At 62.2% G+C, this 14,609-nt stretch carries 16 protein-coding genes; 7 read left to right on the top strand and 9 right to left on the bottom strand.

The genetic code is table 11. From position 1 onward, the window contains the following. Positions 1-352 precede the first annotated feature (352 nt). Positions 353-1,351, top strand: a complete 999-nt coding sequence (locus tag H0241_RS17350) for a hypothetical protein (protein ID WP_181058883.1) — start codon at positions 353-355, stop codon at positions 1,349-1,351. Here the strand turns inward: H0241_RS17350 and H0241_RS17345 are convergent. From H0241_RS17345 to H0241_RS17335, 3 genes are all read right to left on the bottom strand, one after another. After that, positions 1,338-1,685 carry a DUF1491 family protein gene (locus H0241_RS17345; protein WP_181058882.1) on the bottom strand — a complete coding sequence of 116 codons (348 nt, stop codon included), beginning with the start codon at positions 1,683-1,685 and terminating at the stop codon, positions 1,338-1,340. The genes H0241_RS17350 and H0241_RS17345 overlap by 14 nt on opposite strands. A 73-nt stretch (positions 1,686-1,758) precedes the next feature. Beyond that, on the bottom strand, positions 1,759-2,547 hold the full coding sequence (locus H0241_RS17340; protein ID WP_181058881.1) for a peptidoglycan-binding domain-containing protein: 789 nt from the start codon (positions 2,545-2,547) through the stop codon (positions 1,759-1,761). Next, entirely contained in the window at positions 2,522-4,267 is a 1,746-nt protein-coding gene (locus tag H0241_RS17335; protein ID WP_181058880.1) for a sensor histidine kinase, read from the bottom strand. Before H0241_RS17335 ends, H0241_RS17340 begins: the two co-directional genes overlap by 26 nt. A gap of 537 nt (positions 4,268-4,804) precedes the next feature. On the opposite strand from H0241_RS17335, the gene H0241_RS17330 reads away from it, so the two are divergent. Both H0241_RS17330 and H0241_RS17325 read left to right on the top strand, forming a co-directional pair. After that, complete coding sequence (locus H0241_RS17330; protein ID WP_181058879.1) at positions 4,805-5,179, top strand: DUF5330 domain-containing protein; 375 nt, start codon at positions 4,805-4,807, stop codon at positions 5,177-5,179. A gap of 115 nt (positions 5,180-5,294) precedes the next feature. Beyond that, a complete protein-coding gene (locus tag H0241_RS17325) occupies positions 5,295-5,723 on the top strand; it encodes a SufE family protein (protein WP_181058878.1) in 429 nt (142 codons plus the stop codon). A gap of 83 nt (positions 5,724-5,806) precedes the next feature. On the opposite strand, the gene H0241_RS17320 is transcribed toward H0241_RS17325, so the two are convergent. Both H0241_RS17320 and H0241_RS17315 read right to left on the bottom strand, forming a co-directional pair. Next, entirely contained in the window at positions 5,807-6,232 is a 426-nt protein-coding gene (locus tag H0241_RS17320) for a MucR family transcriptional regulator (RefSeq protein WP_181058877.1), read from the bottom strand. A 415-nt stretch (positions 6,233-6,647) separates the two neighbouring features. Beyond that, positions 6,648-7,115 carry an SH3 domain-containing protein gene (locus tag H0241_RS17315; protein ID WP_328824725.1) on the bottom strand — a complete coding sequence of 156 codons (468 nt, stop codon included), beginning with the start codon at positions 7,113-7,115 and terminating at the stop codon, positions 6,648-6,650. A 26-nt stretch (positions 7,116-7,141) separates the two neighbouring features. Here H0241_RS17315 and H0241_RS17310 point away from each other — a divergent pair, with 26 nt between their 5' ends. The 3 genes from H0241_RS17310 (at position 7,142) to H0241_RS17300 (ending at position 10,425) form a co-directional block, all read left to right on the top strand. Further along, positions 7,142-9,265 (top strand): S9 family peptidase, encoded by a 2,124-nt coding sequence (locus H0241_RS17310; protein ID WP_181058876.1) that lies wholly within the window; start codon positions 7,142-7,144, stop codon positions 9,263-9,265. After that, on the top strand, positions 9,262-9,888 hold the full coding sequence (locus H0241_RS17305) for a LysE family translocator (protein WP_181058875.1): 627 nt from the start codon (positions 9,262-9,264) through the stop codon (positions 9,886-9,888). The genes H0241_RS17310 and H0241_RS17305 overlap by 4 nt, the downstream gene beginning before the upstream one ends. Before the next feature lie 147 nt (positions 9,889-10,035). Continuing rightward, complete coding sequence (locus H0241_RS17300; RefSeq protein ID WP_181058874.1) at positions 10,036-10,425, top strand: SET domain-containing protein; 390 nt, start codon at positions 10,036-10,038, stop codon at positions 10,423-10,425. 6 nt (positions 10,426-10,431) lie between these two features. Here the strand turns inward: H0241_RS17300 and H0241_RS17295 are convergent, their stop codons facing one another. The 4 genes from H0241_RS17295 to H0241_RS17280 all read right to left on the bottom strand — a co-directional run bounded on the left by H0241_RS17295 (position 10,432) and on the right by H0241_RS17280 (position 13,658). Next, positions 10,432-11,382: a cytochrome c gene (locus tag H0241_RS17295; RefSeq protein ID WP_181058873.1), complete on the bottom strand. Its 951-nt coding sequence runs from the start codon at positions 11,380-11,382 to the stop codon at positions 10,432-10,434. 10 nt (positions 11,383-11,392) lie between these two features. Beyond that, complete coding sequence (locus H0241_RS17290; protein WP_181058872.1) at positions 11,393-11,830, bottom strand: c-type cytochrome; 438 nt, start codon at positions 11,828-11,830, stop codon at positions 11,393-11,395. A gap of 160 nt (positions 11,831-11,990) precedes the next feature. Next, positions 11,991-12,593: a superoxide dismutase gene (locus H0241_RS17285; protein WP_142866647.1), complete on the bottom strand. Its 603-nt coding sequence runs from the start codon at positions 12,591-12,593 to the stop codon at positions 11,991-11,993. A 186-nt stretch (positions 12,594-12,779) separates the two neighbouring features. Then, on the bottom strand, positions 12,780-13,658 hold the full coding sequence (locus H0241_RS17280; protein ID WP_181058871.1) for a branched-chain amino acid aminotransferase: 879 nt from the start codon (positions 13,656-13,658) through the stop codon (positions 12,780-12,782). Between the two features lie 164 nt (positions 13,659-13,822). Between H0241_RS17280 and H0241_RS17275 the strand changes: the two genes are divergently transcribed. Continuing rightward, positions 13,823-14,485 (top strand): haloacid dehalogenase type II, encoded by a 663-nt coding sequence (locus H0241_RS17275; RefSeq protein WP_142866649.1) that lies wholly within the window; start codon positions 13,823-13,825, stop codon positions 14,483-14,485. Positions 14,486-14,609: the final 124 nt, after the last annotated feature.

Raw genomic sequence — 14,609 nt, 5'->3', positions numbered from 1 at the left:
TGTGTCTGGCTTGTCCGAACCGGCTGGCCGCGCTCCGCCCGCCACTGGCGGATGCTCATAGCGGACGCCGGGGAAAATGATCACCGCCGCCGGCGTGCCGGTGTTCTGAACTACTCGATTGACTGGTGCCCGTCGCGGCACAAAAGACAGTACCATGCCCATGGTTCGCGTATTCCTCTCGGTTGCCCCGGAGCACAACGCAACGCCTCCAAATGTGATTAAGGCCGGCAGAGGGTTAACGGAGCGCTAACGGATCGCCGCTAATTTGATGTTTGTTCCGGGCCTCACGCGAAACCGACACAGTTGCGGTTGAGCATGGTCCGGGTCGTGTCGAGTATCGGGCGTATCTTCCGTGTCAGCTTCGGATTTCAGGCAAATCGCTATACGGACGGAGTCGGGAAAAGCCGAAAGGCTGTTTCGCGCCGCGGTGTCGGCGTTCTGCTCGCTGACTCGCCCGTCGCGCCGCGAGATCGCCCAGCTCGAGGATCTGACGCTGCCTCTGTTCGACAGCGTGTCGGTCGAATCGCGCCGCTACGTCGCTGCCGCCCTCTCCGAATGCGAATATGCGCCGGCCGCCCTGGTGCGGCGGCTTTGCGAGGAGCCGGTCGATGTCTGCGCGCCCTTGCTGGTCCGTTCGCGGGCGCTGAGCGATATCGACCTGATCGCGCTGATCGGCCGCCATGGCCTGCCGCACGCACGCGCCATCGCTCGCCGGAGGGATTTGAACCCGACCATCGCGCAGCTGATCAAGGCGCTGGAGAAACCGACATTGGTGCGGGTGCGGCAGCCCGAGCCGATCGCCGACGTGGCGGGCGACAGTGCCGAACCCGCTGCCGCCGCTCCCAGCCCACCCAACCTGCCCGGCAGCGCTTCCGAAAATGCCCGGCGCCGCCTGCGCTCGATGATGCTCGCCGAGAGCGAGGCGACATCGGTCAATCCGTTCGTCGGCTCAGCAACCTACAGCAAGCTGCGCGAGACGGCGCTGATCGGCAATGCCGCCTTCTTCCAGACAGCGCTCGCCGACGCGCTCGACATCGACTTTTCGACGGCGCGCGCGCTGACCGAGCATTCGAGCTACGTCTCGTTGCTCGCCGCCTTGCGGGCGCTCGACCTCAGCGAAGACCGGGCATTCCTGATCACGGTCGCGGTCTACCCCCGCGAGTTTCCGCACCCGCAGGCGATCCGCATCTTCCTTGACCGCTACCGGCTGCTGCACCACGAGGCGGCCCTCGAAAAGCTCCTCGGCTGGAGGGCCGAAACAGTGTCGCGAGCGGTGGGCGGCAACGCCCATGTCGCCGCAAATGCCGACCAGGCGCCGGACGGCGACAAGGCCAGCCTCAAGGCGTCTTGACGGAGAGAAGCTCTTCGACGGGAACCGAGCCGGCCTCGATCTCGACCACCCAGATGTCGGGATCGAATTTTTTCTCCCGCTCCAGCCTGGCATCGAGCACCGCGGCATCATCGCCGGCGCCGAGCAACGTGAAAAACCGGTCGTCCGGTTTGGCCGAATCGTAGCTTGTCTGCGGCGCCGGCCCGAACAGGGAGACCTCGCCCAGCCTGCCGCGCGACAGTACGAAGACAGCGCCGGCCTCGGTCGCGCCACGCTTGGCGACAGCCGCGAAGCCGCCGGCGCCGAACACACGGCGCAGCAGGGCCGACACCCAAAGATCGGTGGTTACGCGCATGGGAGAGTTCCGGATGACATGCGCAGCGTCTTAGCCGGATTTTCAGTCGTCAGCGAGCAGTCGTCTCGGCTGCTCAGTTTGTCAGCCCGATCTCGCGCATCTTGACGTAGACGACCTCGTCGGGCTCGCCGGTCTGCGGCAGGCCGAACAGTGACTGGAATTCCTTGATCGCGGCCTTGGTGCGGGCGCCGACGACGCCGTCGAGCTGCATGTCGTCATTGCCGAATGCCTTCAGCCCGGCCTGAATCTTGACAATGCGGGGATCGGGCGCCTGGGCGGACGCCGGCGCGGAGACCGGAATTGGCGCGGGTACAGCCGCGGGCGCGGCAGCGGGAGCAGCGGTCATATCCACGGGCCGTGGCGCCGGATGCGGGATGCCTGCTGTCGTCTGCTTGGCGCCGAGCTGGTCGAGCAGGACGGCGTCGATCTCACCGGATGCAGGCAGGCCGACCTTCTGCTGATAGGCTTGGATGGCCTTGTAGGTATTCGGCCCGGAAATACCGTCGACGGTGCCTGTGTAGAAATCGAGGTCTTTCAGGATGCCTTGCACCTGCTCGACCGTCGGGTCGCTCTTGGCCGGCGCCGGGCCAGGCCGCAGGATGTTGATGGTGGTTTCGGGCTCGTCCGCGCCGGGGTGCGGAAAACCCTCGATGCTGCGGGTGGCGAAGAAGGCGCCGGCATGCGGAAACGGCTGGTACCACAGCGCGTTGGCGGAAACGTAGAACAGCGTCACCAGAAAGGCTGTCGAGCCGCCGACCAGGACCGGATTGCGCGAGATCGCGCCGCCGAGCGCAATCGCGCCGGCCTCGAAAGCGCTGCTGCGGCGCTTGACCGCCTTAGGCTGTTTTGCGGAGCGAGCCATTCCTGTCCCCTTTCGCGTCGCCCTTCGTCCTGGTCGCGGGCATCGGCAGCACGCCGTTCCTGTCGGTCGCGCGCTTCTTCGGCCCGTTCACTGGCAGGCTGATCGTGACCGTAGTTCCCTCACCCAGCATGCTCTCGATCGACATCGTGCCCTCGTGCAGCGCCACCAGGCCCTTGACCAGCGACAGGCCGAGCCCGGTGCCCTCGAAGCGGCGGGTATAGTCGTTCTGGATCTGCATGAACGGCTTGCCGAGATTGGCGAAATCCTCTTCGGCGATACCGATGCCGGTGTCCCTGACCCAGAAATGCAGCCGCGAACCGATCCGCTTGGCGCCGACGACGACATCGCCGCCATCCGGAGTGAACTTGATCGCGTTGGAGACGAGGTTGATCAGGATCTGCTGCACGGCGCGACGGTCGGCATTGATCTCGCCGGCGTCGGGCGCAATCTGCGCCTGGAGGCCGATGTTCTTGGCATTGGCCTGCAGCTGCATCATCGACTGGCACATCTCGACCGCTTCGATGAAGCGGAACGGTTCGGGCTCGGTCGCATAGGCGCCGGCCTCGATCCTCGATACGTCCAGGATCGAAGTGACGACGGCAAGCAGATGCTGGCCCGAATCCCTGACCAGGCCGACATATTCCTTCTGGCGCGGGTCCTTGAAACCGCCGAACATCTCATGCAGCAGCATGTCGGAAAAACCGATGATGGCGTTGAGCGGCGTGCGAAGCTCGTGGCTGACGACCGCCAGGAAGCGGCCCTTCGCCACCTCGGCCGACGCTGCCGCCTCATTGGCGGCGGCAAGCTCGTCGCGCAGTTCAGCGGTTTCGTCGTTCTCGCGCAGCAGCAGGGTGAAGGTCTCCTGCTGGTCTTCGGCCCGAACCAGTTCGAGCTGGAATGGCCGGAAATTGTCGGCCATCGGAGCATTGCCGTCCTGCGGCAGCCGTACCCGAAGATCGAGCCGACGCGCCAGGGCGCCATCGCGCAGGTCGGCAAGCGCGCTCAGATAAGCAACGCGGTCGGACAGATGGATGCGGTCAAACAGCCCGGCGCCGAAAAGCAGTTCCGGCGGCAGCTTCAAGATGGTGCGCGCCTTGGCCGATGCATCCAGGACCTCGCCATGCCTGGCGACATGCAGGACAACGGCGTCGATCACGTCTTCGAGGCGGTCGCTTGGAAGCAGCGCAGGCTGCGCGCTTGCGGCATCGCCAAGGGCGGCAAGCCGGGGAACCAGCGTCAGCCCCCAGGCCAGCGGCAGCAGCCAGTGCCACGCCGCGACTTGCACCGCGCCGAGCGGCACGACAGAGCCGACAAAAGGCTGCAGCAACACTGCGGCAAGGGCGGAAATGCCGCCCCAAAGTGCCGCGCGCTTTGAACCACCGATCCACCAAGCTTCGAATGGCAGCGCCAGGGCCAGCAGTGCAACCGGCGATGCCAGGCCGCCCGCGGCCGCGATGGCCCCGGCAAGGGCAAGACCGCCGGCGACAAGCGCGACCTGAGCGGCTAGCGCCATCTTGCCCGACGCGGCCACCAGCAAGGCGGCGAACCAGCAAAGACCGAAGGCAGCGAAAATGGTTGCGACGGTGACGGCGGCGCCCATGCCAGAGGTGACCAGCGTCACGGCAGCGCCCGCGGCAAAGAACGGAGCGGCAAGCATGGTGCCGATGAACCGGCGCTGGCGCAGGCGGCCATCCCGGCCGACGATGGCGGGATGGACCATGCGTTCGCAACCGGCCGCCAGCGCGCCAGGCAGTTCAAAATATCTGGACGTTGTCAAACTCAACGCAACGCACTCGCACCCGGTCGTGACTGCCCCTGCTTTGCAGGTGGCTCTCGTTGATTTGAAAGTCGCATCCAGCGTTTAAGGAATGAATAAGGCTGACCGGAGCAACGCCCGCGCTGCGGCGAAAATTGCGGCGCCGGCGCCGGAATGCACCGTCATTTGCGGCCATAGTAAACGGAGCGTTATGTGCGAAAGGCGTGCCTGCGGCGGCAAAATCCTGAGCCGGCATGCCTGCACTTCTGGATATCACCATGCAGAACAATCGCTTAGATGGTTAGTGCAAGGTGAAGAAAATTGCCGGCATTTGAAGCCAATGCATTGCAAAATGCTTCGTTTCGAATTTGCCTAAAATTTGAGGAAAATTTTCGCTGAGCAAGCAAGCCGTCCTTTGCGCCTCATGTGTCATTGTCGCTGTGATAAAAGAGGTCATGGCGCATGGACGCATGATCCGGTCATGGACGAGAGGGCAATTCGATGGGCTTTCTGATAAGAATGGCGTTCTGGTTTTCGCTGGTGCTGCTGGCGCTGCCGCTGAGCGTCGGCTCCGACGAGGAGGGCCACGAGAGCGTCGGGCCGATCCAGGCGCTGTTTGCGGCGCGGGAGGCGGTCGGCGACATCGCCGGCATTTGCGAGCGCAAGCCCGATGTCTGCGAGACCGGCAAGTCGGCGATGCATACGATCGGCGCCCGGGCCAAGGAAACCGCCAAGATCGCCGCCGCCATGCTGGACGACAAGAGCACCGAGTCGGGGACGACGCCCGATACCTCACTGGCCACCGGCAGCGTCGCCGAGGACATTGTGCTGCCGGCGACCGTCAACATACCTGCCAAGCTGGTGGCGAAGAAATAACACCGTTTCCGCTGTCTCTGCAGCGACACCGCAGGCCGGTCGGACCTCTCGACGCCTGCGGTGCCTTTCTTCTTTTTCCGTGACGCCGCAGCCGCGGATGACTATATGCCAAGCAATGGCCACGACGATCCAGACGATCCGCGACGACTTCTCCCTGCTCGACGAGTGGGAAGATCGCTATCGCTATGTGATCGAGCTCGGTGAAGCCCTGCCGCCATTTCCCGACGCCGAACGCAATGCCGTGAACAAGGTGCCCGGCTGCGTCAGCCAGGTCTGGCTGACCACGAGCCGAGCGCCGGGCGCCGATCCCGTGATCACCTTCACCGGCGATTCGGACGCTCATATCGTGCGCGGCCTGGTCGCCATCATGCTGGCGCTGTTTTCGGAACGGACTGCCAGCCAGATCCTGCAAACGGACGCCGAGGCGACGCTGAAGTCACTCGGCCTTGACGAACATCTGTCGCCGCAGCGCGCCAATGGCTTGCGCTCGATGGTCAAGCGCATCACGCGCGACGCCGAAATGGCGCTCAAGCAGACAGCTTAATCCCGGATCAAGCAGATAGCTTGATCCCCAAACAAAAACGGCGCCTCGAAGGCGCCGTTGATCTTGTCGAACTGGAGCCGGTGTTACCGCCCCTTGCGCTTGCGGCCGAGGCCCATCTTCTTGGCCAGCTGCGAACGCGCAGCGGCATAGTTGGGGGCAACCATCGGATAGCTGGCGTCGAGGTTCCACTTCTCGCGGTATTCATCGGGCGTCAGACCGTAGTGGGTCATCAAGTGACGCTTGAGCGACTTGAACTTCTTGCCGTCTTCAAGACAGACGATGTAGTCGTCATGGACAGAACGCTTCGGGTTTACCGCAGGCTTCTGCTTGTCGGCCGGAGGTTGTTCGCTCGTTCCGCCCACGCGCCCGAGAGCGGCATGGACATCGGCGATAAGATTCGGCAGCTCGCCGACCGGCACGGGATTGTTGCTGACGTAGGCCGCCACCACATCGGCGGTCAGCTCGATCAGCGCATCGCTATTTCTGGAAGGTGTTTCGACGATATCCATGGTGTTCAGGCCCCAACGAAAGATGTTTCTGTTTGCGCCCTTTTTGAGAGATCGGGCATGGCGCGAATTTCACGCGGGAAGAGCTTCATGGATTCGCGTCCGGGCATCTTAATGAGCCTGCGGACCAAGTAAGTCAATTCGCATCTTGCGCTATATTCAACGATATTCATCGAATAGTCGCTCTTCAGCTTCAATCTTTCGTGCACTCTGTAACTTCGCGATATTTTCTGGTCGGACCAGGACTGGCATGACGTAAGGTCATGCATCACTAAATCAGCAAGGACTCATGAAGTGGATTGCGATGCTTAGCCTATGCTTGGTAGGCTCGAATAGCTGAATTGTCGGATTCGTACAAAATCATAAGTTGCAAGGTGTTTGCGAGACTCGCAAAAGAAGACCTGCAACCTGACTGGATTCAATAGGGAATGAGATATTTTCCATAGGCCCAGCCGGTAACAAATCCACCATTTTGCGCAGGGTCGTGCCAAACTTGACACCATTGGTAGCGAATTGCCTGTTTCTGCTTCCAGCGCGGCTGGCCGGCGATCTCCAGAAGGTTCAGCCCTCCCGTGCACTTGCCGGTCATCTGCAGGATCGTCCCGTTGGGATAGGCGGCCTGCTTCTGGGATGCGTTGGACGGATATTTGCGAACGTTGAGTGTGTCGCCGAACGGCACGCCAGCCACTTGCCAAGCGGCGAACGCGGTTGCATGAGACTGGCCGGTGAAAGCCAGAACGGTCGAGGCGACGGCGAGAGCCGCAGCGGTGCTGATATAGAAGTTCATCATCCTCTCCTCCATCTTCTGCGGCTCATCTTCCCGAGCCCGCCGCCACCAATGCATCCCGGCCCTTGAACCCGCGCTGATCGGCGTGTTCATTGCCATCCAAGTAACTTCTTCAGTGAGACGCAATGACCAAGACCCCAGCCTTTCCGACCGCCAGCCCGCCGAGCCCTGAGAAACAACCCATCTTCGACACGCATCACGGCATTACCCGCACTGACGACTATGCCTGGCTGAGGGCGGAGAACTGGCAGGCGATGTTCAGGGATCCTTCCCTGCTCGACGGCCGCATCCGCGCCCATCTCGAAGCCGAGAACGCCTATCAGACAGTGCTGATGGCCGATACTACACAGCTTCAGAAGCAGCTGTTCGGCGAGATGAAGGGGCGCATAAAGGAAGACGATTCGACGGTGCCGATGAAGGATGGCCCCTATGCCTATGGCTCATCCTTCAAGCTTGGCGGCGAACAGCCCCGCTATTTCCGCATGCCGCGCGATGGCGGCGACGAGCAGATCCTGCTCGACGGCGACGCGGAAGCCGAGGGCAAGCCCTATTTCCGCCTCGGCGGCGTCGACCATTCGGCCGACCATGGCAAACTGTTGTGGGCGTTCGACGACAAGGGCTCGGAATTCTTCACACTTCGCGTGCGTGACCTTACCAGTGGCAAGGAATTGCCCGACCAGATAGAGGCCACCAGTGGTGGCGGCACCTGGAATGCCGGCGATGACGGTTTCTTCTACACCCGGCTCGACGATAATCATCGCCCGTCCAAGGTGCTGTTCCACGCGCTCGGCGGCAACCCTGAGAATGACCGGCTGATCTATGAGGAGACCGATCCCGGTTTCTTCATGGATGTCGGCGGCACGCGCTCCAACGAATGGATCATGATCGGCATCAACGATCACGAAACCTCGGAATACCGACTGATGCGCGCTGATCAGCCCCTGGCCGAGCCAAAGCTGGTGGCGACGCGCGAGATCGGCCTGCAGTATGATCTGGAGGAAGGTGGCGACATCTTCTTCATCCTCACCAATGCCGACGGCGCCAAGGACTTCAAGATCATGACGGCGCCGGCCAATGATCCGGTTCGCGCCAACTGGGAAGAGCTGGTGGCGCACGAGCCGGGCCGGCTGATCCTGTCGGTGGTCGGCTTCAAGGACCATATGGTCAGGCTCGAGCGCAAGGAAGGCCTGCCGCGCATCGTCGTGCGCGATCGCCGCAGCGGCGAGGAGCACCTGATCTCGTTCGACGAAGAGGCGTTCTCGCTCGGCCTGTCGGGATCCTATGAATACGACACCGAGATCATGCGCTTCACCTATTCGTCGATGACGACGCCGGCGCAGGTCTTCGACTATAATATGCGCAGCCGCGAGCGCGTGCTCTTGAAGACCCAGGAAGTGCCGTCCGGCCACAATCCGGAGCACTATGTCACGCGCCGGCTGATGGCGCCTGCCGCCGATGGCGAACTGGTGCCGGTCTCGCTGCTGCATCACCGCGGCACGCCGCTCGATGGCTCGGCACCTTGCCTGCTCTACGGGTACGGCTCCTACGGCATTGCCATTCCGGCCGCCTTCAACACCAACTGGTTCTCGCTGGTGGACCGGGGCTTTGTCTTTGCCATCGCCCATGTCCGCGGCGGCAAGGACAAGGGCTATGGCTGGTACGATGACGGCAAACGAGCGCACAAGATGAACACGTTCACCGATTTCATCGCCGTCGCACAGCACCTCGTCGCCGAGCGCTACACACAACACGACCGCATCGTCGCGCAAGGCGGCTCGGCCGGCGGCATGCTGATGGGCGGGATCGCCAACATGGCGCCGCAAAGTTTCGGCGCCATCGTCGCCGAGGTTCCTTTCGTCGATGTGATGACCACCATGCTCGATGCAAGTTTGCCGCTGACACCGCCGGAATGGCCGGAATGGGGCAATCCGATCGCATCGGCGGAGGATTACCGGATCATCGCCGCCTACTCGCCCTATGACAATGTCACTGACCATGACTATCCGCCGATCCTGGCGCTGGCCGGCCTTACCGATCCGCGCGTCACCTATTGGGAACCGGCAAAATGGGTGGCGCGGCTGCGCGAGCGCAAGAGCGGGACCAATCCGGTGCTGTTCAAGATCAACATGGATTCCGGCCATGCCGGCGCGTCGGGCCGGTTTTCCCGGCTGGAGGAGATCGCCTACACCTATTCCTTCGCGTTGAAGGTGACAGGCAAGGCCGAGACTGCAACGGAGGCGCAGCAATGATCGATCTATCCACCGTGACGGCTTACATAGCGGTTGTGCTTGGCTTTGTGTTTATTCCAGGCCCAGCCACGCTTTTGACGGTGGCGCGAGCGACGAGTTCCGGAACCAGGGTTGGCATCGCGACGGGCGCGGGCGTCGCGGCCGGCGATGTGTTCCATACCGTCATGGCGATGGTCGGCATTTCGGCGATCATCGCCACGTCGGCAACGCTGTTCAGCATCGTAAAATACATCGGCGCGGCGTATCTGGTTTACCTCGGCATTCGTGCGATCATCGAGAGAACACCGACCGATCCTACTGTCGGAGCTCTTGCGATCTCCGCCAGGATGGCGTTTCGACAGGCTGTCCTGACCGAAGTGCTCAATCCAAAGACCGCGCTTTTCTTCCTCGCCTTCCTGCCTCAGTTCGTCCGGCCTGAAAACGGGTCGGCGATGCTCCAGCTTATGACGCTCGGCATGATCTTTGTTCTGCTCGGCCTTTTCAGCACAGTTGTCTTTGCCGTGAGTGCGGGCCGGCTCGGCACGTTCCTGCGTCGAAATCCATCGGTAGTGAAATGGCAAGGCAAGGTCGTTGGCGGCATCTACTGCGCCTTGGGCGTTCGCCTGGCCTTGCAGCAGCGTTGATGCCGGTGCCGAAAGGCGCGCCCGTCGAGGCGTGTTGATCATCACTTTTTGAATTCCGCGCTGCTCATTTTCACTCGCAATTGCAATGGCTGCGCGCTACCCAATGCGCGGCGCCTTCCAGGTCATGGCATACGCAAAGGGTCCATCATGCTGCTCGTCGACACCTATCTCGAGAAATCGCCGATCCAGGGCATCGGTGTTTTCGCCAAGAACCACATTGCCAAGGGCACGCTGATCTGGAAGCTCGACCCAAGATTCGACCGGATCATCGACGTCGAGACCTATGAGGGCGAGAGCGGGCCGGTGAAGAGCTATCTCGACCGCTATTCCTATCCCGACCGTCGCGATCCGGCCTATATCGTCTTCGAAGCCGACGACGCCCGCTACATGAACCATGACGACGAACCGAATTGCGATGTTTCTTCGCCCGAGGAGACCTATGCCTTGCGCGACATCGCGCCCGGCGAGGAACTGACCTGCAATTACAGTCATTTCTTCGAGACGGGCTTCGATTTCCTCGGTGACCGCCACCTGTAGTCGGGATCACTTGGCCGGCTTGCCGCGCGCCGGGTAGCCATTGGGGTGTGGCGGCACCGCCTTGAGATAGGCGGCTATTGCCGCGCGATCTTCCGGCGGCAATTCGGCCATGTTGCGCTGCACGTCGACCATGGCGCCGCCGACGGAATCGAAATCCGGCGTGAAGCCGGTTTCGAGGTAATTGGCGATATCGGCTTCCGACCAGTCACCGATGCCGCCCTCGCCCGATGTGATGTTCGGCACGATGCCGCGGCCTTCGGCGGCAGCCGCACCGGCCAGCCATTCGCCCTTCCTGGTGCCGCCGGTGAAGTCGCGCGGCGTATGGCATTCGCCGCAATGGCCAGGCCCCTCAACCAGATAGCGGCCGGCCAGCACCGGGTCCGGCGTGCCATCGGCAAAGGCAATCACCGGCTCCTTGCTGAGATAGAGCCGCTTCCACAGGCCAAGGCCGCGGCGGATGTTGAAGGGGAAACTGAGCGAATTGTCCGGAGCCTTGCCGGCGACCGCCGGCAGCGTCTTCAGGAACGCGTAAAGATCGGCAATGTCGGCCGGTTTCATGCGGGCATAGGACGCATAGGGAAAGGCCGGATAAAAATGCTCGCCGGAGGGCGACACGCCTTTCAGCATGGCGTTGGCGAGGTCCGCGACCGTCCAGGCGCCGATGCCGTCCTTGGGATCTTGCGAGATGTTGGGCGGCACGAAGGTGCCGAACGGGGTCTTGAGCTCAAGGCCGCCGACCAGTTGCAGGTGGGCGTCGCCCTTCGACCCCGGCTTGGCGTGACAGGAGGTGCAGCCGCCGGCATTGAAAATGCGCTTGCCCCTGGCGGCGTCGCCGGGGCCCAGCTGCGCCAGGGTATCAGTGTCGAGCTTGACCGGCGCCGACAGCAGCCAGCCGGCGCCAGCACCGGCGACGCCCAGGACAAGGGCGGCGCCGATGAGCTTTTTCAACAGGGCCATTGCCCGGAGATCAGCTTTTCTTCACCCGGTAGGTCTGGTGGCAGGTGCCGCAATCGCTGCCGAGGGTGCCGATCTGCGCCTTGAGCGCATCGACATCGGCAGGCGCCGCGGCAACAGCGGCCTTGACGTCGGCGACATATTTCTCGTTCGTCGTCTTGAAGCCGGCCATGTCTTCCCAGATCTTGGGCGAAGCGGTGGTGTCACCGCTGTCGCTGCCGGCCGGGAACAGCGTGTCGATATCGATTTTCTCGGCGTTGACCTGCAGCGCCTGCAGGGCCGTTAGCACGGCGGCGGCGTCGAAGTCTGCTTCGCCCTTGGCGATTTTCGACAGGCCGCCGACGAGTTTTCCACGCTCCTTCATCAGTCCCTGTCGGTCGAGGATCGGGTCGGCAAAGGCCGCCGAGGCGGCGAGGCTGAGCATAGAGATGGCGATGACAAGCTTTCTCATTCAATTGGCTCCAGGATGATGAGGGGTCGCGACTCAACGTTAACGGATGGCGGGCTGGGATTATTCCCTGTCTGCAGCACGGATTCTGTCGATTTTCTGTGTGCCTCGTGTTCGGGCTGAAAAAAGAAAAGCCCCGGAGATCGGGGCTTTTCTGAACGAATCAAGCTTTCGCTTTTTCGTACATTTCGAGCACGTGATCCCAGTTGATCAGGCTGTCGACGAAGGCCTCGAGATATTTCGGCCGGGCGTTGCGGTAGTCGATGTAGTAGGAATGCTCCCAGACATCGACGCCGAGGATCGGCGAGGCGCCGTGGACCAGCGGGTTCTCGCCATTCGGCGTCTTGGAGATCGCCAGCTTGCCGTCCTTGACGGAGACCCAGGCCCAGCCCGAACCGAACTGCGTGGTGCCGGCAGCGATGAAGTCGGCCTTGAACTTGTCGTAGCCGCCGAGGTCGGCGTCGACCGCCTTCTGCAGGGCCCCCGGAAGTTTGTTGCCGCCGCCGCCCTTCTTCATCCACTTCCAGAAATGGATGTGGTTGTAGTGCTGGGCGGCATTGTTGAAGAGGCCGGCATTCTTGCCGAACGACTGCTTGACCACCTCTTCGACCGACAAGTCACCAAGACCGGCTTCAGCGGCCAGCTTGTTGCCGTTGTCGACATAGGCCTTGTGGTGCTTGTCGTGGTGATACTCCAGCGTCTCCTTCGACATGTAGGGCTGCAAGGCCTCGTAGTCGTAGGGCAAGGCGGGCAATTCAAAAGCCATCGGTCATACTCCTCATGGAAAAGTCCGGTGCGGATACCGGATTAAGATAGGGCTGGATTGTTCTGGAACAACTCCGGAATGAAGCGCCGGTTCCTTTTCTAGGCGGGTTCCGGAAAACTGTCACACGGTTTTGCGGACAGGATGCTGCGTCAAAAAAGACCGCCCAGCAAACGAAACGGCGGCTGCTCAGCCGGCAGGCTTCGAATGCGCCCATTCCCAATAAAGCTCGCGCGCCTTCTTGGCCACCGGCCCGGGCTGCAGATCGCGGTCCTCGATGCGGGTGATCGGCACGACCTTGGAATGGTTTCCGGTCGAAAATATCTCGTCGGCCTCGAGAAAATCGCGCACCGACAGCATTTTTTCCGTGGTCTTGAAGCCGTAGTCACCGAGCAGCGTCATGGTGCGCGAGCGGGTGATGCCGGACAGGAAGGTGCCGTTCGGCGCCGGCGTCAGCACATGGCTGTCCTTGACCAGGAAGATGTTCGAGGTTCCGGTCTCGGCGACATTGCCCAGCATGTCGAGCACCAGCGCATTGTCGAAGCCGCGCATCTTGGCTTCGAGGATGGCGCGGCCATTGTTGGGGTAGAGGCAGCCGGCCTTGGCATTGGTCGGCATGGTCTCGATGGTCGGCCGGCGGAACGGCGACACGGTGATAGAAAAGCCTGAAGGCGAGATCATCGGCGATTCGTAGAGGCAAAGGCAGAAGCGGGTCGAGGCCGGATCGGCCGGCACGCCCATATAGCCGCCATGCTCGGCCCAGTACATCGGCCGGATATAGACCGCCGTCTTGCCGTCGAACTTCTTCAATCCGTCCCAGGTCAGGCCGACAATCTCGTCGGCGCTCATCGACGGTTTCAAGCCGAGCGCGATCGCCGACGCATTCACCCTGGCGGCATGCAGTTCGAGGTCGGGGGCGACGCCTTCGAACCAGCGGGCGCCATCGAAGACGCTGGTGGCAAGCCACATGGCGTGGCTGCGCGGCCCCAGGATGGCGACATTGCCTTCGTACCAGTCGCCGTCGACGAAGGTCCATGTCGTCGAGAGCGCCGCAGTCGCCAGTGTCATTGTTCGGTTCCGCTTCAAAGCTGCCTGTTGCCAGCATTGGAAGATGCTTTGACCGGCGCCGTCAACCGGCTTCAGGCGGATTTTGTTGAGGCCAGCCCCAAGAAAACGATCAAGTCTGCAATCGATGCTTGCACCTTGCCCCGCCTGCCCTCAAAACTGTCGCCATGCATTACGCGGCTTACGTTTTCGACGCCTACGGCACGTTGTTCGACGTGCACGCCGCCGTGCGCCGTCACGACGGCGAGATCGGGCCGGACGGCCAGCTGCTGTCGGAAATCTGGCGCGCCAAGCAGCTGGAATATTCCTGGGTACGCACGCTGATGGGCGGCTATGCCGATTTCTGGCAGCTTACCGAACAGGCGCTCGACTTTGCCCTGCGCAAGGTTCCCTCCGCCGACAAGGGGCTGAAGGCCAAGCTGCTCGAAGCTTATTGGCGGCTCGACTGCTATCCGGAAGTGCCGGCGGTGCTAAAGGCGCTCAAAGCGTCCGGCGCCAAGCTGGCGATCCTGTCCAACGGTTCGCCCGAGATGCTGGAGGCGGCGGTCAAATCGGCCGCGCTCGACCAGGTGCTGGATGACATCTTTTCGGTCGATGCCGTCAAGCGCTTCAAGACCGACCCATCGACCTACGACATGGTGGCGACGGGCTGGCGCCTCTATCCGGGCGCGGTGTCGTTTCAGTCGTCCAACCGCTGGGATATTGCCGGTGCGACCAAATTCGGTTTTCGCACCGTATGGATCAACCGCGCCAACCAGCCCGAGGAATACAGGGACTTCCCGCCCGCTTTGATTTTGCCATCGCTTGAAGGCCTGCTGACCGGCGGCTGACCACTCTGTTGCCTTGGAGCAACAGTGGCAGGACGGTCACAGCTTCGCCTTTGTTTGTCCACCCTCAGGCCAGAATCGGAACCGCCTATCGCGCTAGGCATTGGGGGGAGGCCAACACTGCGCC

It is taken from the genome of Mesorhizobium neociceri, assembly GCF_013520985.1.
In the GTDB taxonomy this organism is placed as follows: domain Bacteria; phylum Pseudomonadota; class Alphaproteobacteria; order Rhizobiales; family Rhizobiaceae; genus Mesorhizobium; species Mesorhizobium neociceri.
This window is presented reverse-complemented; position numbering and strand designations above follow the sequence as displayed.